Here is an 18,218-nt window from a genome sequence, read left to right as displayed (position 1 = left end):
GGCGGCTGCGTCGTTGCACCGGTGGATGCGCCAGCTTTCGCTCCAGCCGCCCGGCGCGACTGCCGTTTCACACGAAGCCCGACGTTCACCACGGCCCGATCTTTTGCGATTAGCGAATCTTTGACCCGCATTGACGGTGTATCGGCATGAATACACATCCGCACGGCTTAGGCTCCCATGTGATGAACCGTCTCCGTGTCACCCCCGGCCCGGTCCTCGCCCTCACCGTCCTCTGGCCCGCCACCCGTGCCCTGATGCTGTGGCTGCTCCTGCACGACAGCGCGCCACTGCTGGGCGGCGGTTCGGTGGCCCGTGAGGTCCGGCGGCTGTACTTCCACTGGTACGGCGTCCTCACGCACGGCTCCTTCCCGGCGCACGACACGCTGTGGCAGTACCCGCCGGGCGCGGGCGCGGTGCTGCTGGCGCCGGGCCTGCTGCCGGGGTTGACGTACTTTCAGGCGTTCGTGGTGCTGACGCTGGCCGCGGACGCGCTGATCGCGGCGTCGCTGGTCCGCGCGGGCACGCGGCCGGGGCGGAGCCTGCTCGGCGCGGCCGCGTGGACGGGCGGCCTGCCGCTGCTGCTGCACCTGCCGCTCGCCCGGTACGACGTGGAGGTCACCGCCCTGGCCGTCCTCTCCCTGCTGACGGTGTCGCGCTCCCCGCGCGCGGGCGGGGTGTTCGGGGCGCTGGGCGCGCTGGTGAAGGGCTGGCCGCTGCTGGTGCTGCTCGGCACGCCCCCGGGGCGGGCGACCCGCACGGCGTGGGCGTGGGCGGTGGCCGCCGGGGCCGCCGCCCTCGGACTCCTCGCCGTCTTCCTCACCGGCCCGCTGTCCTTCCTGCGGGAGCAGGGCGGCCGTGGCGTGCAGATCGAGTCGCTCGGCGGTACGGCGCTCAGCCTCGCGCGGCACGCCGGCTGGAGCGGCCGGGTCCGCTACCAGTACGGCGCGATGGAGCTGGTCGGCCCGCATGTGCACGCCGTCGCGAGCGTCTCCCTCGCGCTCACGGCGGTGGCCTTCGGGCTGCTGGTGCTGTGGCGGGTGCGGGCGCGCCACTGGAGCGAGGCCACCCCCTACGACGCGGCGCTGAGCGCGGTGCTGCTGTTCACGGCCACCAGCCGGGTCATCAGCCCGCAGTACATGATCTGGCTGATCGGGCTCGCCGCGGTGTGCCTGACCTCGCGGTACACCAGCCAGCGGCCGGTGGCGGCGCTGATCCTGGCGGCGTCCGCGCTGAGCACGGTGGCGTACCCGATGTGCTACCGCGAGGTGGTCGACGGCAGCTGGACCGGCTGCCTGCTGATGCTGGCCCGCAACGCGCTGCTGGCGGCCGCCGCCGTGCTGTCCTTCGTGCGGGTGTGGCGGGCCGCGCGGCCACCGGCCGGAAAGAACGTGCCGACGACGCAACCCCGACCCGGTTCCGGCCGTCTTCCGGATCGAGCCCTGAGCATCTCTTAACGGGGTATTACCGAATATTTCTACGCTCCCGGCCCATGGACCCCATGCATCAAGACACGCCAGATCCGACCGGCCCGTCAGACCGGGGCCCGACGCCGCGGGTCGCCGTCGTCGTCATCGGCTACAACGACCGCGCCCATGTGGGCGGCGCGGTGCGTTCGGCGCTGGCCCAGGGGCCCGCGGTCACCGAGGTGATCGCCGTGGACGACTGCTCCACCGACGGCAGCGCCGAGCTGCTCGACCGGCTTGCCGCCGGGGAGCCCCGGCTGCGGGTGGTGCGCCGGGCAGTGAACAGCGGTGGCTGCGGCAGCCCGCGCAACACCGGGATCGACGCGGTGACGGCGCCGTACGTGATGTTCCTGGACAGCGACGACCTCCTGCCGCCGGGTGCGGTGGACGCGCTGCTGGCGGCGGCCACGGGGGCGCGCGCGGAGGTCGCGAGCGGACTGTGCGTGCGCCGGGAGTTGCCGTCGGGGCGCGAACAGACGTGGCAGAAGCCCCTCTACACGGCGCACACCGTCCTCGCGCGCCCTTCCCAGCGCCCGCGCCTGGTCCACGACACGCTGTGCGTCAACAAGCTGTACCGCGCCGACTTCCTGCGCGAGCACGGCATCCGCTTCCCCGAGGGCCGCTTCCTCTACGAGGACTTCGTCTTCACCGCGCGCGTGCTGGCCGCCGGCCCGCGCATCGCGCTCGTACCGGACCGGGTGTACGTGTGGCACGTGCGCCGGTCCGCCGAACAGCTGTCCCTCTCCCTGGACCGGGGGCGGGTCGACAACTGGAAGGCGCGCGTCGAGGCGTGCGCGCTGGCGCACGAGATTCTGCTGGGCGCCGGGCAGAAGGAGCTGGCGCGGGCGGCGCGGGCCAAGTTCCTCGACCACGAGGTGCGCATGTACGCGCGCGAGCTGGGGTTGCGCGACGCGCACTACCGGCGCGCATGGTGGACGCACACCCGGGAGTACCTCGCGCGCTACGACGCCGCCGACTGGGAGGTGAACCCCGCCACCTCCGGCTGCCTGCTCGCGCGGGTCGTCCTGGCGTCCCCCGAGCCGCGTGACCTGCCCCGCCTGCGGGAACTCGCCGCCCGCCCGGCACGCCTGCTCCCGCCCTGCGCGCGCACGCCCGACGGCACCCCCGTCTGGTCCGGCGACCTCCCCGAGGTCACCCTGGCCCCTCTGCTGACCCGCCCCACCGGCGCGCTTCCGCTCGCGGTGGACGCCGAACTGCGCCCACGCACGCGTGCGTCGCTGCTGCGCCTGCGGCTGCACGAGCTGTACGGGAGGGTGGCCGAGGCGGGCCCGCGCGAGGTGGACGTGCACTGGCACTCCCGGGAGGACGATCGGACGGCCGCGCGCCTGACGACCGCCCTCACGCCCCAGGGCACGGGCACCTGGTCGGCGGAGGTGCCCGTCGACCTGGCCGGGCTCGGCGAGGGCACCTGGGACCTGCGGCTGACCCTCCGTTTCGCCGACGGCGCGTACCGGGACGTCACGGCGCACGCCCTGGCGGGCGCCGGCCGGCTGCGTCGGCACGCCGTCCCGAGCATCCGGTACGGCGTGCTCCTGGTGCAGCCGTACCCCACCCACTCCGGTGCGCTGGCGGTGCGGGTGGCGACCGGGGTGCGCGGAGTCGTCGGGGTGGCCCGCGGCCGGCTGCGCCGTCTGCTGCGCTGAGCGGCACCGGCTGCTTCACTGGGACGTCCGGGACAACCGACGAGGGGAACGGCCGCACATGACCTGGCTGATCACCGGCGGCGCCGGATACGTCGGATCGCATGTCGTACGGGCGATGACCGAGGCGGGAGAGCGCACGGTCGTCTACGACGATCTGTCCACGGGCGTCGCCGAGCGCGTACCGGCGGAGATCCCGCTGGTGCGGGGCTCGATCCTGGACGCGGACCTGCTGGCCCGTACGCTCGCCCGGCACGAGGTCTCCGGGGTGGTCCATCTGGCGGCGAAGAAGCAGGTGGGCGAGTCGGTGGTCCGTCCGCTGCACTACTACCGGGAGAACCTGGAGGGCCTGCGCGTCCTCCTGGAGGCGGTCACGGCGGCGGAGGTCCCGGCCTTCCTCTTCTCCTCCTCGGCGGCCGTCTACGGCATGCCGGACGTGGACCTGGTGACGGAGGAGACGCCCTGCCACCCCCTGTCCCCCTACGGCGAGACGAAGCTGGCCGGCGAGTGGCTGGTCCGTGCCACGGGCCGGGCGACCGGCCTCGCCACCGCGTCCCTGCGCTACTTCAACGTGGCGGGCGCGGCCACCCCCGAACTCGCCGACACCGGCGTCTCCAACCTGGTCCCGATGATCTTCGAGAAGCTGACGGAGGGAGCGCCGCCGCGCATCTTCGGCGACGACTATCCGACCCCCGACGGCACCTGTGTCCGCGACTACATCCATGTGGTCGACCTGGCCGAGGCCCATGTGACCGTCGCCCGCGAGCTGGACTCCTCCCCCGGCACCGACCTGACCCTGAACATCGGCCGCGGGGAGGGCGTCTCCGTCCGCGAGATGATCGACAGCGTCAACGCGGTCACCGGCTACGACCGCCCCCCGACCGTCACGCCGCGCCGCCCCGGCGACCCCGCCCGCGTCGTCGCCTCCGCCGACCGCATCGCCACGGAACTGGGCTGGCAGGCCAAGTACGACGTCCAGGACATGATCGCGTCGGCCTGGGAGGGCTGGGTCCGGCACCACCCGGAGGCGGCACGCGCGTAGCAGCGCGCCCCGGCACGGCACCCGGACCTGGCCGAGGAGTTCGACGGCGCGGTGTGGCCCTGCCTGGGCTCGGCGGTCCGGGCGCTGCGCACCACGACGTCGTACGGGGAAGCGCTGCGCGCGGCTGTCGGCCTCGGCGGTGACGCTGACACGGTGGCAGCGGTGACCGGGGCGCCGGCGGGCGCGGTGTACGGGATCGGGGCCGTACCGGAGCGCTGGACCGAGCCCTTACACGTGCCCCTGCCGGGGCCTGGCGAGCGCGTGTTGCGAGCTGACGAACTGACGTCCCTGGCCCACCGGCCGGCCGGGTCACAGTGCCTTCAGTGCCCCCGCGGTAGCCCGGGCCAGTTTTTCCAGGTAGCCCTTCGGGGGTTTCGGGGAGCGGATCACGACCGCACGCCAGTACAGCGGCCCGGAGATCAGGTCCAGGGCCAGGTCGGGGTCGACGCCCGCGCGGATCTCGCCGCGCTGCTCCGCCGCCGCCACGATCTTGCTGGCCACACTCTCCTGGCCGTCCCGCAGTGCCTTCTGGAAGGCCTCGGCGATGTCGGGATTGCGGGCCGCCTCGGCCTGCAGGTCGGGGATGATCTGCGAGGCCACCGGATGCCGGAGGGCCCGGGACGTGACCTCGTAGAGCAGGCGCAGGTCCCCCTCCAGGGAGCCCGTGTCGGGGACCGGGAAACCCAGGACCGCCATCGCCGAGACGACGTCCAGGACCAGGTGCAGCTTCGAACGCCAGCGCCGGTACACCGCGGTCTTCCCGACGCCGGCCCGGCGGGCGATCCCCTCGATGGACATGCGTGCGTAGCCGACGGCCGCGAGTTCCTCGAAGACGGCCGCCCGGATGGCCTCGGTCACGTCCTCCCGGAGCACGGCAGCCCCGGCGGGGGCCCGGCGGCGCGGACGCGCCGGCGGCTCGTCGGCGGACTCGTCGGCGTTCGTCGTCATGCGGGACAGCATAGGGCGTCACGACGAAACGGTTGCGTTCCGACGTCGGTTGGGCCTACGCTCGCGTTGCGACGATACGGTCCCGTCCCGACGTAAGAAGACGTAAAGAGAACCGTGAGGAAACGCCGGACGACGGGACACGGACGCGGCACCCCCGGCGACAGTCGGCGCAGCACCCCCCTCCCCCGAGCGAAAGCAGCGGATGTGAGCCAGGTCCTCCACACACCGCCCCCGACCCAGGCCCCGGCCGACGACGACCTCGCGGCACTGGCCGCCCGGCACGGCCTCTCGGTCAGCGGCGCCCGCCCCTCCCTGCCGGAGTACGTCCGCCAGCTGTGGGACCGGCGCCACTTCATCACCGCCTTCGCCACCGCCAAGCTGACCGCGCAGTACAGCCAGGCGAAGCTCGGCCAGGTCTGGCAGGTCATGACCCCGCTGCTGAACGCGGCGGTCTACTACTTCATCTTCGGCGTCCTGCTCGGCACCAAGCACAACGTGCCCGACTACGTGCCGTTCCTGGTCACGGGCGTGTTCATCTGGACGTTCACCCAGAGTTCGATCATGGCGGGCACCCGGGCGATCTCCGGCAACCTCGGCCTGGTCCGCGCGCTCCACTTCCCGCGCGCCGCCCTGCCGATCTCCTTCGCCCTCCAGCAGCTCCAGCAGCTGCTGTTCTCGATGGCCGCGCTGGTCGTCATCCTGCTCTGCTTCGGCGTACCGGTCGCCGCCTCCTGGGTGCTGGCGATCCCCGCACTCGTCCTGCAGTTCACGTTCAACGCCGGCGTGTCGATGATCATGGCGCGGATGGGCGCCAAGACCCCGGACATCGCCCAGTTGATGCCCTTCGTGCTGCGCACCTGGATGTACGTGTCCGGCGTGATGTGGAGTATCGACAAGCTCGCCAACAAGGACGACCTGCCGCATATCGTCACCGTCCTGCTGCAGATCAACCCGGCCGCGGTCTACATCGACCTCATGCGGTTCGCGCTGATCGACAGCTTCCACGCCGACGCGCTGCCCCCGCACGTGTGGGCGGCGGCCACGGGCTGGGCCCTGCTTTCCGGCATCGGCGGCTTCATCTACTTCTGGAAGGCTGAAGAGAGGTACGGCCGTGGCTGAGCGGACCAGCGAGAAGATTCCCACCGTCGTCGCCGACGGCGTCGACATCGTCTACCGGGTCAACGGCACCGGCGCGGGCCGCGGCTCCGCCACCGCCGCCCTCAACCGCATGCTGCGCCGCAAACAGGCCGAGAAGGCCTCGGGCGTGCGCCGGGTGCACGCGGTGAAGAAGGTGTCCTTCGCCGCCTACAAGGGCGAGGCCATCGGGCTCATCGGCACCAACGGCTCCGGCAAGTCGACCCTCCTCAAGGCGATCGCCGGGCTGCTCCCGGTGGAGAACGGGCACATCTACACCGACGGCCAGCCCTCCCTGCTCGGCGTCAACGCGGCACTGATGAACGACCTTACGGGTGAACGTAACGTCTTCCTCGGCGGTCTCGCCATGGGCATGCCCCGCGAGCAGATCAAGGAGCGCTACCAGGACATCGTCGACTTCTCCGGGATCAACGACAAGGGTGACTTCATCACCCTTCCGATGCGCACGTACTCCTCCGGCATGGCCGCCCGGCTGCGCTTCTCCATCGCCGCCGCCAAGGACCACGACGTCCTGCTCATCGACGAGGCCCTGGCCACCGGCGACCGTTCCTTCCAGAAGCGCTCCGAGCAGCGGATCCGCGAACTCCGTCAGCACGCGGGCACGGTCTTCCTGGTCAGCCACAACAACAAGTCGATCCGCGACACCTGCGAGCGGGTCCTGTGGCTGGAGCGCGGCGAGCTGCGCATGGACGGGCCGACGGAGGAGGTCATGAAGGAGTACGAGACCTTCACCGGCGACAAGAAGCCGGCCGCGAAGAAGCCCGCACCGAAAGCGGACACACCGCAACCGAACGCGCCGAAATCGCCTCTTCCTTCCTGAGTCCGGCTCTTACCTAAAGCGTGGTTATCCCTTTCATCTACTTAATGACGCTATGTTATGAAGGGTGCCCGGAGCCGACTAGTCGAAGGAGTTCCCTGCGATGCCCCACCTCAGCGTGATCGTCTACGGACCGAACGCACAGGGGCACCTGACCGAGCTGCTGGACTCCTTGGAAGCCCATCCGCTCCCCGGCGCCGAGGTGATCGTCGCCGCGGTCGGCGAGTGGGCACGGGAGACGGCCGAGGGCCACGCCCCGGAGACGATCGTGGTGCCGCTGCCGGAGGGCACCGGTGACGCGGCGGCGCGGGCGGCCGGCGCCGCCCGCGCGTCCGGCCGCTGGCTGCACTTCGTACGCGCCGAGGACGGCCTGCCGGCCGGCGCGTCCCGCCTGATCGCCGAGCGTGCCGCCGAGCTGGACGGGACCGGCGCCCCGGGCGCCCCGGTGGACGTGCTCGTCTTCGACCACGTCAGCACCACCTGGCAGACCGCCGCCTCCCCCTCCCGCGACGGCCGCTTCCTCGCCGCGGTCGGCCGCGAAAGCCTCAGCCTGGACCAGGCCCCCGACTTGCTGCGCCTCGCCCCGCTGCTCGGCAACCGCGCCCTGCGCGCCGACTTCTGGCGAGCGCACGAGGAGCGGCTCACCACCGACGACGAGCCGCAGGCCGCCTACGCGGCCCTGCTGCACGCCGGCCGCGTCGCCTGCCTGAACCAGGTGGCGTACGAGAAGCGCGTGCTGCGCCCCGAGAGCCTGCCGCCGCTCGCCCCCGAGGACCGCCTCGCCCTGATCGACCGCTACGAGTCCCTGCTCCCGCTCACCCGGGACCGCCGCGCCGCCCGCCGGGTGCTGTACGACCTGATGGTGCGCGACCTGGTGCGCACCTTCGCCCGGGAGAACCTGCCCGATGCCGTCGCCCGCGAGTTCTTCCGCCGCGCCTCCGTCGCGGCGGTCCGCTGGCGCCCCGAGGGACACCAGCGCCCGGCGGGCCTCGAGGGCGTACGGCACGCCCTGCTGGAGGAGGGCGCCTACACCAGGTACCGCGCGTTCCAGGCCGCCAACCGCACCCGCCGCGCCGCCCGCAAGGCCGTACGCGCCCGCAAGCGCCAGGTGAGCGCGAAGATCCGCGACCGCCAGTACCGCAGCGCCCTGAGCCGCCCGGTGGACCCTCATCTGGCCGTGTTCGCCGCCTACTGGGAGCGCGGGGTCGCCTGCAACCCGGCCGCGATCGCCGCCAAGCTCGCCGAACTCGCCCCGCACATCCACCCGGTCTGGGTGGTGAACAAGGAGAACGAGGCCCTGCTGCCGCCCGGCACGGACCACGTGATCCCGGGCACCCGCCGCTACTGGGAAACCCTGGCCACCGCCAAGTACCTGACGAACAACGTCAACTTCCCCAACGCGGTGGTCAAACGGCCCGACGCGATCCATCTGCAGACCCACCACGGCACCCCGCTCAAGCGCATGGGCCTGGACCAGATGGACCACCCGGCCGCCGCCAAGGGCCTGGACTTCGCCGCCCTGCTCGCCCGCATCGACAAGTGGGACTACAGCGTCAGCGCCAACAGCCACTCCACGCGCATGTGGGAGCGCGCCTACCCGGCCCGCTTCACCTCCCTGGACCACGGTTATCCGCGCAACGACGTCTTCTACACGGCCACGGCCGCCGACGTCCGCGCGGCCCGCGAGCGCCTCGGCATCGCGCCGGGCAGGACGGCCGTCCTCTACGCCCCCACCCACCGCGACTACGAGGCCGGCTTCACCCCACGCCTCGACCTCGCCGCCTTCGCCGACCGCCTCGGTGAGAACACGGTCCTCCTCGTCCGCGCCCACTACTTCTACGGCGGCGCCGCCTCCCCGCTGACCGGCCTGCGCCGCTCCGGCCGGATCATCGACGTCTCCTCCTACGACCCCGTCGAGGAACTGTGCCTGGCCGCCGACGCGCTGGTCACGGACTACTCGTCGATCATGTTCGACTACGCCAACCTGGACCGCCCGATCGTCGTCTACGCCGACGACTGGGAGACGTACCGGACCACCCGGGGCGTCTACTTCGACCTGATGGCGGAACACCCCGGCCAGGTGGCCCGCACGCAGGAGGAACTCGCGGAGATCTTCGTCTCCGGCGCCTGGCGCGACGAGAACGCGGCGAAGGCGCGGGCCACGTTCCGGCGCCGGTTCTGCGAGTACGACGACGGCCGCGCCGCCGAGCGGGTCGTACGGCGGGTCTTCCTCGGCGAACCCGAGGAAGCGCTGCCCCCGGTGCTGCCGCTGGAAGAACGTACCCCCGCCCCGACCCCCGAGGAGGCCACGGCATGACGACTCCCGACGTCACCGTCACGGTCATCGTCTACAACGACGCGGCCCGCCTCCCGCGCGCGGTCGCCTCCCTGCGCGCGCAGACCCACGCCGACATCGAGATCGTCATCAGCGACGACCACTCCACGGACGACACTCCCGCCGTCGCCCGGGAGCTGGCGGCGCAGGACCCCCGCATCCGGTATCTGCGCCTGCCGGAGAACAGCGGTGGCTGCAGCGCCCCGCGCAACCGGGCCATCGAGGTCGCCCGGGCGCCGTACCTGATGTTCCTCGACAGCGACGACGAGCTCCCGCCGCGCGCCGTGGAATCGCTCCTCGCCGCCCACCGGGAACGCGAGGTGGACTTCACGATGGGCGCGGTGCGCCGGGTACGGGTGGACAACGGCCGCCGCTCGACCTGGATGCCGCACCTGGTGGCCGAGCGCCGCACCCTGGAAGGCATCGACGCCGACCCGCGGCTGCTGTTCGAGCACCTGTCCACGAGCAAGATGTACGCCCGCTCCTTCCTGGACCGGCACCGGCTCCGCTTCCCCGAGGGCATCCACTACGAGGACCAGCTGTTCTCGGCGCAGGCGTACTGCCTGGCGAAGGCGTTCACGATCATCCCGGACCCGGTGTACGTCTGGTACATCGAGCCGTTCGCGGCCGCGTCCTCCGCCTCCATCTCCAACCAGCGGCACAAGATCTCCAACGTCCGCGACCGCGTCCATGTCCAGCATCTGATCGACGACTTCCTGGTGAGCAGCGGGCACGCGGCACTCCGGGAGGACAAGGACTACAAGTTCCTCAAGCACGACTTCCGGATGTACGCCGGCGACCTGCCCTACCGGGACGAGGAGTGGCTTCGCTCCTTCGCCGAGATCATGAACCCCTACCTGGACACCCTGGCACCCGGCGCGTACGCCCGGCTGCCCCGCCACGAGCGGGTGGTGCTGCAACTGCTGCGGGACGGCCGCCTGGCCGACGCCCGGCTGGCGGCGCGCGGCCTCGGGCACGGGGTGGCGCCGCGGCAGATCACCGCCGACGACTCCGGGATCCCGTACTGGGGCGACAGCGTCCCCGGCTCCGAACAGGCCCGGCGCGAACTGGACCTGTCCGACCTGGAACTGGACACGCGGCCTTTCCCCAGCGCCCAGTTCCGCCACGAGATCACCGAGCTGACCCCGGGCACGGGCGCCCGCCTCACCCTCGCCGTCCGCACCTACGACCCCGGGCTCCGGCTGCCCGTCGGCCCTCAGCGGGCCGGCCTGCTGCTGGCCCCCGGCGGGCGTCGCATGACGGTCCCCTTCCGTCTGGAGCCGGTCCGGCCCGGCGTCTTCGAAGGCACCGTCCAGCTGGACCTCGCCTCCGCGCCGCTCCCCCTCCAGGGCTTCGAGGGCGTACGCCACCCGATGGTCCGCCTGCAGCAACAGGGCCTGTACCACTCGGGCCTGCTGCTGGCCCCGCTGGACTTCCCGGCCCGTACGGCCCGCATCGACTACCACTCGGGTACGACCCCGCACGAGGTCACCGTCGAACCGGAGGGCCGCAACCCCGGCCGCCTGCAGCTCCGCTGGCGTCCGGTGGGCGTGACGGCACGGGTGATCCGGCCTGTGGTCCGAAGGATCGCGCAGCCGAGGGTGCGCAGGGCAGCGAAGCTGGCGTCCAGCCTGCTGAGGTGAGGGCGCCGGGTTCGTGGGGCCGACACGCCGAAGGCCCCGTGGCCGGCCGCGGGTCCGTGGCCGGCCGATCGCGCGGTTCCCGTACCCGGCGCAGGGGCACCCGGCCGGCGCCGGTGAGCGCCCCCGGCCCCGGTCAGCCGTGGCTCAGCGCACCACTCGGTACAGGACCTGTCCGCCCGGGCCGCCGGTCACCTTCCGCAGGCCGGGGCCGGCCATGTCCTTCGGCCCCACCACCCACCGCACTCCGTACTCCCGCACGATCCCCCGCCGTTGCGCCGAAGACGTCCCCGCGCCGAAGTACCGCGTCACCGCCGCGTCCCGCCGCGCGGCGTCCCGCAGGAACACATCCGGATACCCGGGCGCCACGGTGTACGGCCCGTACGCCGGAATCTGCCGGGCGGGAAACGTACGCGCCATCACCACGTCCCCGTACTTCACCCCCGACCTCATGATCCACTCGTAACCCGCCCACGGCGTCCGGTACTTCGCCGCGACCACCCCGGGCAGCGCGTCCCGCCCGGTCACATACCCGAGCGTTCCGGCCTGTGTCCACGCCCCCACCGCCAGCGCGGCGCCCAGCACGCACGCCCACCCGACCCGCACCGCACGCCGTCCGGCCGACACGGTTTCCAGCGCGGCCGCCAGCTGGGCCGGGATCAGCGCGGCGGGCAGCGCCCGGCCCCACGCATAGTGGCCGGTCAGCCCGCCCGCGGCGAACACCAGCGCGCCGAGCGCGAAGAACAGCACCAGGGGGTCCCGGCGATCCCGCCGCCAGCGCGGTACCAAGGCCGCGACCCCGAGCAGCACCAGCCCGAACCGTTCGGCCAGGTGCTCGTACAGCGACCGGTGGATGGCCTCCAGGTCCGCCCCGGCGGAGAACAGCGCGAAGAAGTCGTAGTACGGCCACAGCCACAGCACCACCACGCCCAGGGCCAGGGCGGCGGCGAGCCGCGGCAGCACCGCCCGGCCCGGTCGCGCCGCGACCACCATGGCCAGTGCGCCCAGGGACGCCACGACCCCCGTGAACTGGTGGCACAGCAGGATCAGTGCCCACAGCACTCCGATGCCCAGCCACGTCCCCCACCCGGCCGACCCGCGCGTCGCGCCTGTCAGCCACGCCCAGAAGTGGAAGGTGAGCCCGACCGCGAACACGCTCGGATACGACACCGTCAGCGCGAGGGAGTTCAGGCCCAGGAAGCCGCTCCAGTTGAACAGCAACGGGCCCCAGAGGAAGACGAGGCTCAGCAGGGCCAGGGCGGGGGCCGCGCGGTGGCTGCTCAGGGTACGGACGTACCGCCACCCCCCCGTGGTCAGCAGCCCGAGAGCGACGAGCGCGGCCATGCGCAGCACGACGAACACCGACAGACCGGTCAGCTTGGCCACACAGCCGAGCACCAGCATCCACGGCGAGTAGTACGGGCTCGGTGTGTCGGCGTCGACCAGCGGGTTGCCGGGGTGCAGCAGGTTGTGCCGCAGTCGCTGCACGGTGGCCGCGTGCATGCCGAGATCGCCCGCCCACGGCAGCCGGACGACGACCAGGAGCAGCAGCACCAGGACGAGCGCGGCGGCGGCCCATGGCAGCGACCGGCCGGCCCGCGCGGTGCCGGGCGCCGGCGCCGTGCGGCTCACCGGCTCGAGGTCAGAGGGCGCGGCGTGCATCCTGCCGGACCACCCGGTTCGATTCCGCCACGTCCGGGGCCGGCGCGGGCTGCTCCGGGCGGGTCTCGGTGAGGTTCACTGTCACATCGCAGACCCTATCCGAAACGCACCGATCAGCAGGAAACGGTAAATTCACCGCCCGTTTTCCGCCAAGGCCCGGCAAGAACGACGACGCCCCGGGCCGCAGTGTGCGGACCCGGGGCGCCTTCGGTGCCGTACGGCTATGAGTGCGTGCGCAGCAGCGTCCGCATCGTGCGCATCGCCACCGACAGGTTGGCGAGGTCGAACGAGTCCGAACTGCGGATCTCGTCCAGGGTGGTGCGCGCCCGGCCCAGGATCGCGCTGTTCTTCTGCTCCCACGCCGTGAAGCGCTGCTCGGGCGTCGACGTGCCGTTGCCGGCCGCGAAGACGTCCGCGGTGAGCGCCGCGTGCGCCGCGTACAGGTCCTCGCGGATGGAGGCGCGGGCCATGGACTGCCAGCGGTCGGCGCGGGGCAGCTCGATGATGCGGTCCATCAGCTGGGTGATGTGCAGCCGGTCGGCGAGGTCGTAGTAGATCTCGGCGACGTCCAGCGGTTCCCTGCCCATGCGGTCGGCCACCGAGACGATGTCCAGCGCCGGGAAGGCGGAGGAGAACCCGGCCACGCGGGTGGCGAGCTCGTCCGGGACACCGGCCTCGACCAGCTCGTCGTACACGTGCTGGTACCACTCCAGGTCCGCGCCCCGCAGCAGCTTCGGCAGCTGCTGCCAGACCTGCTCGACCCGGTCGGCGAAGAACTCGACCGTCTCGGCGAGCTGCAGCGGCTGCGGCCGGTTGTTGAGCAGCCAGCGGGTGCCGCGCTCGATCAGGCGGCGCGAGTGCAGCCGGATCCGGGTCTGGACGCCGGCGTCGACCCTGTTGTCCAGGGACTCCACCGCGTCCCACACCGGCGCCGAGCAGAAGATCGCGCGGGCCGCGGTCTGGGCGCGGACGATCTCCTCCAGCGAGGCACCGGTCTCCTCGCGCAGGCGGTGCAGATACGTCGTGCCGCCCGTGTTGACCGTGTCGTTGACCAGCACGGTCGTGGTGATCTCGCGGCGCAGCGGGTGGTTGTCGATGGCGTCCGCGAACCGCTCGCGCAGCGCCGTCGGGAAGTAGGCGTGCAGCAGGCCGCTCAGATACGGGTCGTCCGGCAGCGAGGTGTGCAGCAGCTCCTCGGCAACCGTGATCTTGGTGTACGCCAGCACGACGGCCGTCTCCGGGCCGGTCAGGCCCTGCCCCTGGGCGAGGCGCTCGCGGATCTGGCGGTCGGCCGGCAGGAACTCCAGCGCCCGGTCCAGGTGGCCCTCGCGCACCAGGTGACGGATGAACCGCTGCTGGGCGTGGAGCATGTCCTTGGCCTGGAACAGCGCGTTGGCGAGGGCGGTGTTCTGCGCGTAGTTGTTGCGCAGGACAAGGGCGCCGACCTCGTCGGTCATCTCGGCGAGCAGCTTGTTGCGCTGCTTGACGGTCATGTCACCCTCGGTGACCAGGCTGTTCAGCAGGATCTTGATGTTCACCTCGTGGTCGGAGGTGTCCACGCCGGCGCTGTTGTCGATCGCGTCGGTGTTGATGCGGCCGCCGTGCAGCGCGAACTCGATGCGGCCGAGCTGGGTCAGGCCCAGGTTGCCGCCCTCGCCGACGACCTTGACGCGCAGGTCGGCGCCGTCGACGCGGATGGCGTCGTTGGCCTTGTCGCCGACGTCCGCGTTCGACTCCGCGGACGACTTCACGTACGTGCCGATGCCGCCGTTCCACAGCAGGTCCACCGGCGCCTCGAGGATCGCCTTCATCAGGTCGGCCGGGGTCATCTTGGAGACCTTCTCCTCGATGCCCAGGGCCTCCCGGATGTGCGCGTTCAGGGTGATCGACTTGGCGCTGCGCGGGAAGATCCCGCCGCCCGCCGACAGCAGCTCGGTGTTGTAGTCGGCCCAGCTGGAGCGGGGCAGCTCGAACAGGCGGCGGCGCTCGGCGTAGGAGGTGGCCGCGTCCGGGGTCGGGTCGATGAAGATGTGCCGGTGGTCGAAGGCGGCGACCAGGCGGATGTGCTCGGAGAGCAGCATGCCGTTGCCGAACACGTCACCGGACATGTCACCGATGCCGACGACCGTGAAGTCCTCGCTCTGCGTGTCCACGCCCAGCTCACGGAAGTGCCTCTTCACGGACTCCCAGGCGCCACGCGCGGTGATGCCCATGCCCTTGTGGTCGTAACCGGCCGAGCCGCCCGAGGCGAAGGCGTCACCGAGCCAGAAGTTGTACGTGTTCGCGACCTCGTTGGCGATGTCGGAGAACGTCGCGGTGCCCTTGTCGGCCGCGACGACCAGATAGGTGTCGTCGCCGTCGTGCCGGACGACGTCCTGCGGCGGCACGACCTCGCCGGCGACCATGTTGTCGGTGATGTCGAGCAGCGCCGAGATGAACGTCTTGTAGCTGGCGATGCCCTCGGCCAGCCAGGCGTCGCGGTCCGCGCTCGGGTCCGGCAGCTGCTTGGCGACGAAGCCGCCCTTGGCGCCGACCGGCACGATGACCGTGTTCTTCACCATCTGCGCCTTGACCAGGCCCAGGATCTCGGTGCGGAAGTCCTCACGCCGGTCGGACCAGCGCAGACCGCCTCGGGCGACCTTGCCGAAGCGCAGGTGCACGCCCTCGACGCGCGGCGAGTACACCCAGATCTCGTACGCCGGGCGCGGCGCGGGCAGGTCCGGGATGGCCTGCGGGTCGAACTTCATGGAGACGTACTCGTGCGGCTTGCCGCCGAGCGCCTTCTGGAAGAAGTTCGTGCGCAGGGTCGCCTTGATGACGGTCAGGAAGGAGCGCAGGATCCGGTCCTCGTCCAGGCTCGCCACCTGGTCCAGGGCCGCGTCCAGCTCCTCCAGCAGGGCGTCGGTGATCTCGAGCCCGGCCTTCTGCCGGTCCGGGGACATCCGCGCCTCGAACAGGGAGACGAGGAGCCGGGTGGTGTGGACGTTGTTGCGGAGGGTGTCCTCCATGTAGTCCTGCGAGAAGGTCGAGCCGGCCTGCCGCAGGTACTTGGCGTAGGCGCGCAGCACCATCGCCTGCCGCCAGGTCAGCCCGGCGCTCAGCACGAGGGAGTTGAAGCCGTCGTTCTCCGCCTTGCCGGTCCAGGTCGCGGCGAACGCCTCCTGGAAGCGCTCACGGCCGTCGTCGCCCAGGTAGTCGCCGTTGCCGCCGCCCAGCGACTTCGGCATGCGCAGACCGAAGTCGTAGATCCAGGCGGTGGTGCGGTCCGCGCAGCGCAGCTCGTACGGCCGCTCGTCGGTGACCTCCACGCCCAGGCGGCTGAGCACCGGCAGCACCTTGGAGAGGGAGACGGTGCCGCCCTTCTGGTAGATCTTGAAGCGGCGCTCGTCCGGGGCGGCGCCCACCGGCTCGTACAGGCTCAGCGAGAAGGTCTTGTCCTCGCTGAGCTGCTCCAGGTGGACGAGGTCGGCGACCGCGGCGCGCGGGGAGTGGTCGGCCTTGTAGCCCTCGGGGAAGGCGTGGTTGTAGCGGCGCAGCACCTCGGCCGCCTGCTCCTCGCCGCACTCGGCGGTCAGCGCCTCCGCGAACGCGTCCGCCCAGGAACGGGCCGCCTCCACCAGGCGGGTCTCGATGCGCTCCTTGTCGGCGTCCGACAGCTCGGGCAGCTCGGTGCCCGGCGGGACGCGGACGACGAAGTGCAGCCGGGAGAGGATCGACTCGGTGTTCCAGGCGGTGAAGTCGACGCTGACACCGCCGAGTTCGTCCTTCAGGATGTCGATGATCCGCAGCCGGACACCGGTGGTGTAGCGGTCCCGCGGGAGGTAGACGAGGGCCGAGTAGTAGCGGCCGTACTCGTCCTGGCGCAGGTAGAGCCGCAGCCGGCGGCGCTCCTGCAGGTAGAGCACGCTCGTGACGATGGACTGCAGCTCGGCGGCGGGCGTCTGGAACAGCTCGTCGCGCGGGTAGGTCTCCATGATCTGGAGCAGGTCGCGGCCGTCGTGGCTGTGGGGCGAGAACCCGGCGCGGTCCAGGACCTCGTCGACCTTGCGGCGGATGACCGGGACCCGGCGAACGGACTCGGTGTAGGCGGCGGAGGAGAACAGGCCGAGGAAGCGGCGCTCACCGACGACATTGCCGTCCGCGTCGAACTTCTTGACGCCGATGTAGTCCAGGTACGACGGCCGGTGCACGGTGGCCCGGCTGTTGGCCTTGGTCAGCACGAGCAGCTTGTGCTCGCGGGCCTTGGCCCGGGCGTCGGCCGGGAGCCGCTCGAAGGAGGGGCTGACCGGGTGCTGGTCGTCCTCGGCGTGGTGCGGGTCGGAGCGCAGTATGCCGAGACCGGTGCCGGGCACGGCGGCGAGCGTGTCGTCGCCGCGCAGCTGGTACTCGCGGTAGCCGAGGAAGGTGAAGTGGTCGGCGGCCAGCCAGCGCAGCAGCTCGCGGGCCTCCTCGACCTCGGGCTTCACCAGGTCGCCGGGGGCGGGCTCGCTCTGCAGGCCGTCGGCGATCCGGATCGCCGTGTCCCGCATCTTCTCCCAGTCCTCGACGGCCTCGCGGACGTCGGACAGGACGCGCAGCAGGTCGGCGGTGATCTGCTTCAGGTCGGCGCGGTCGGTCTCCCGGTCGATCTCGACGTGGATCCAGGACTCGATGTGCGCGTCGTGCGGAAGGTCACCGGTGGGCGGGGTCGGCAGGACCTCGATCAGCTTGCCGGTGAGATCGCGCCGGACGACGAACTGCGGGTGGATGACGACGTGGATGCCGCGCCCCTGCCGCGTCAGCTCATTGGTGACCGAGTCGACGAGGAAGGGCATGTCGTCGGTGACGACTTCCACGACGGTGTGACTGCAGGTCCACCCGTTCTCTTCCACGGTCGGGGTGTGCACCCGCACGTTCGCGGTGCCCTGGGGACGGGTCTCGCCGAGACGGTGGTGCGAGACCGCGGCGCCGAAGACGTCGACCGGGTCGCGGTCGGCGAGGTCTTCCGGGGCGGTGTGCAGGTAGTAGCGCTGGAGGAACGCGAGCACGGATTCGCCGTCCGGGGTGCCGGGAGTGCCCTCGTTCGTCGTCCCGGTCGGTAGGTGCCCCCCGACCGGGCTGTTCTCAGCTACCCGGGCGGCCCTCTCGAGCAGCTCGGCCTTGGCTTCGTCCAGCTTGGTCTGCATTGTCCTCTGGCTCCTGTCGCGCGCCGTTGCGTGACGTAGAAGGAAGTACGGTCTCTCCCCCTACGACGTAACGCCACGGCCCGGGGTGTCCGGTCCGTTCAGACGCTATGCCGCGAGGTGAGATCAGCGGGGGGAATTCGGCCATTCTCGACACGCCCGTCAGGTGTGCGGCTGCGCTCGGCGCCGCCGCGTCCCGGGGTGGTCTCGGCGTCCTGGAGGCGTCCATGCCCCCGTCCCGCCCGCGAAGACCAGCGACCGCCGCCCGGTCACGGAGGTGTTCCGTGCAACCCGGGCGCAGGGCAGGGGCAGAAACGCCCCCGCGGGATATCG

At 71.7% G+C, this 18,218-nt stretch carries 10 protein-coding genes and 1 pseudogene; 8 read left to right on the top strand and 3 right to left on the bottom strand.

All coding sequences use genetic code 11. The annotated features are described in order from the left end of the window. Positions 1–182 precede the first annotated feature (182 nt). The 4 genes and pseudogenes from AC07C1_RS28490 to AC07C1_RS28475 form a co-directional block, all read left to right on the top strand. Positions 183–1,454, top strand: a complete 1,272-nt coding sequence (locus AC07C1_RS28490; protein ID WP_478943538.1) for a glycosyltransferase 87 family protein — start codon at positions 183–185, stop codon at positions 1,452–1,454. A 44-nt stretch (positions 1,455–1,498) separates the two neighbouring features. Beyond that, positions 1,499–3,127 carry a glycosyltransferase family 2 protein gene (locus AC07C1_RS28485; RefSeq protein WP_478943536.1) on the top strand — a complete coding sequence of 543 codons (1,629 nt, stop codon included), beginning with the start codon at positions 1,499–1,501 and terminating at the stop codon, positions 3,125–3,127. 58 nt (positions 3,128–3,185) lie between these two features. Further along, positions 3,186–4,166 (top strand): UDP-glucose 4-epimerase GalE, encoded by a 981-nt coding sequence (galE, locus tag AC07C1_RS28480; RefSeq protein WP_478943534.1) that lies wholly within the window; start codon positions 3,186–3,188, stop codon positions 4,164–4,166. A 6-nt stretch (positions 4,167–4,172) separates the two neighbouring features. Next, a pseudogene (locus AC07C1_RS28475) lies at positions 4,173–4,475 on the top strand (ADP-ribosylglycohydrolase family protein); the annotation flags it as partial. Here AC07C1_RS28475 and AC07C1_RS28470 read toward each other — a convergent pair. After that, positions 4,476–5,114, bottom strand: coding sequence for a TetR/AcrR family transcriptional regulator (locus tag AC07C1_RS28470; protein ID WP_478943532.1), 639 nt, complete (start codon positions 5,112–5,114; stop codon positions 4,476–4,478). It lies immediately after the preceding pseudogene. Positions 5,115–5,318: 204 nt separating this feature from the next. Here AC07C1_RS28470 and AC07C1_RS28465 point away from each other — a divergent pair, with 204 nt between their 5' ends. The 4 genes from AC07C1_RS28465 to AC07C1_RS28450 all read left to right on the top strand — a co-directional run bounded on the left by AC07C1_RS28465 (position 5,319) and on the right by AC07C1_RS28450 (position 11,064). Further along, positions 5,319–6,233: an ABC transporter permease gene (locus AC07C1_RS28465; protein ID WP_478943530.1), complete on the top strand. Its 915-nt coding sequence runs from the start codon at positions 5,319–5,321 to the stop codon at positions 6,231–6,233. After that, a complete protein-coding gene (locus AC07C1_RS28460; RefSeq protein WP_478943528.1) occupies positions 6,226–7,089 on the top strand; it encodes an ABC transporter ATP-binding protein in 864 nt (287 codons plus the stop codon). The genes AC07C1_RS28465 and AC07C1_RS28460 overlap by 8 nt, the downstream gene beginning before the upstream one ends. Before the next feature lie 100 nt (positions 7,090–7,189). Next, a complete protein-coding gene (locus AC07C1_RS28455) occupies positions 7,190–9,403 on the top strand; it encodes a CDP-glycerol glycerophosphotransferase family protein (RefSeq protein ID WP_478943526.1) in 2,214 nt (737 codons plus the stop codon). After that, positions 9,400–11,064 (top strand): glycosyltransferase family 2 protein, encoded by a 1,665-nt coding sequence (locus AC07C1_RS28450; RefSeq protein WP_478943524.1) that lies wholly within the window; start codon positions 9,400–9,402, stop codon positions 11,062–11,064. Before AC07C1_RS28455 ends, AC07C1_RS28450 begins: the two co-directional genes overlap by 4 nt. Before the next feature lie 144 nt (positions 11,065–11,208). Here AC07C1_RS28450 and AC07C1_RS28445 read toward each other — a convergent pair whose 3' ends face one another. Together AC07C1_RS28445 and AC07C1_RS28440 are read right to left on the bottom strand one after the other, a co-directional pair. Continuing rightward, positions 11,209–12,723, bottom strand: coding sequence for a hypothetical protein (locus AC07C1_RS28445; protein ID WP_478943522.1), 1,515 nt, complete (start codon positions 12,721–12,723; stop codon positions 11,209–11,211). A gap of 221 nt (positions 12,724–12,944) precedes the next feature. Continuing rightward, complete coding sequence (locus AC07C1_RS28440; RefSeq protein ID WP_478943520.1) at positions 12,945–17,888, bottom strand: NAD-glutamate dehydrogenase; 4,944 nt, start codon at positions 17,886–17,888, stop codon at positions 12,945–12,947. Positions 17,889–18,218 lie beyond the last annotated feature (330 nt).

The organism is Streptomyces sp. NPDC045022 (assembly GCF_056432605.1).
The sequence above is the reverse complement of the archived record's forward strand: the minus strand, read 5'-3'. Positions and strand labels throughout refer to the sequence as shown.

Excerpts from the sequence above, each read along its gene's own strand:
- AC07C1_RS28490 (WP_478943538.1), top strand. The coding sequence starts at position 183 with ATGAACCGTCTCCGTGTCACCCCCGGCCCGGTCCTCGCCCTCACCGTC.
- AC07C1_RS28485 (WP_478943536.1), top strand. The coding sequence starts at position 1,499 with ATGCATCAAGACACGCCAGATCCGACCGGCCCGTCAGACCGGGGCCCG.
- galE (WP_478943534.1), top strand. The coding sequence starts at position 3,186 with ATGACCTGGCTGATCACCGGCGGCGCCGGATACGTCGGATCGCATGTC.
- AC07C1_RS28470 (WP_478943532.1), bottom strand. The coding sequence starts at position 5,114 with ATGACGACGAACGCCGACGAGTCCGCCGACGAGCCGCCGGCGCGTCCG.
- AC07C1_RS28455 (WP_478943526.1), top strand. The coding sequence starts at position 7,190 with ATGCCCCACCTCAGCGTGATCGTCTACGGACCGAACGCACAGGGGCAC.
- AC07C1_RS28450 (WP_478943524.1), top strand. The coding sequence starts at position 9,400 with ATGACGACTCCCGACGTCACCGTCACGGTCATCGTCTACAACGACGCG.
- AC07C1_RS28445 (WP_478943522.1), bottom strand. The coding sequence starts at position 12,723 with ATGCACGCCGCGCCCTCTGACCTCGAGCCGGTGAGCCGCACGGCGCCG.
- AC07C1_RS28440 (WP_478943520.1), bottom strand. The coding sequence starts at position 17,888 with ATGCAGACCAAGCTGGACGAAGCCAAGGCCGAGCTGCTCGAGAGGGCC.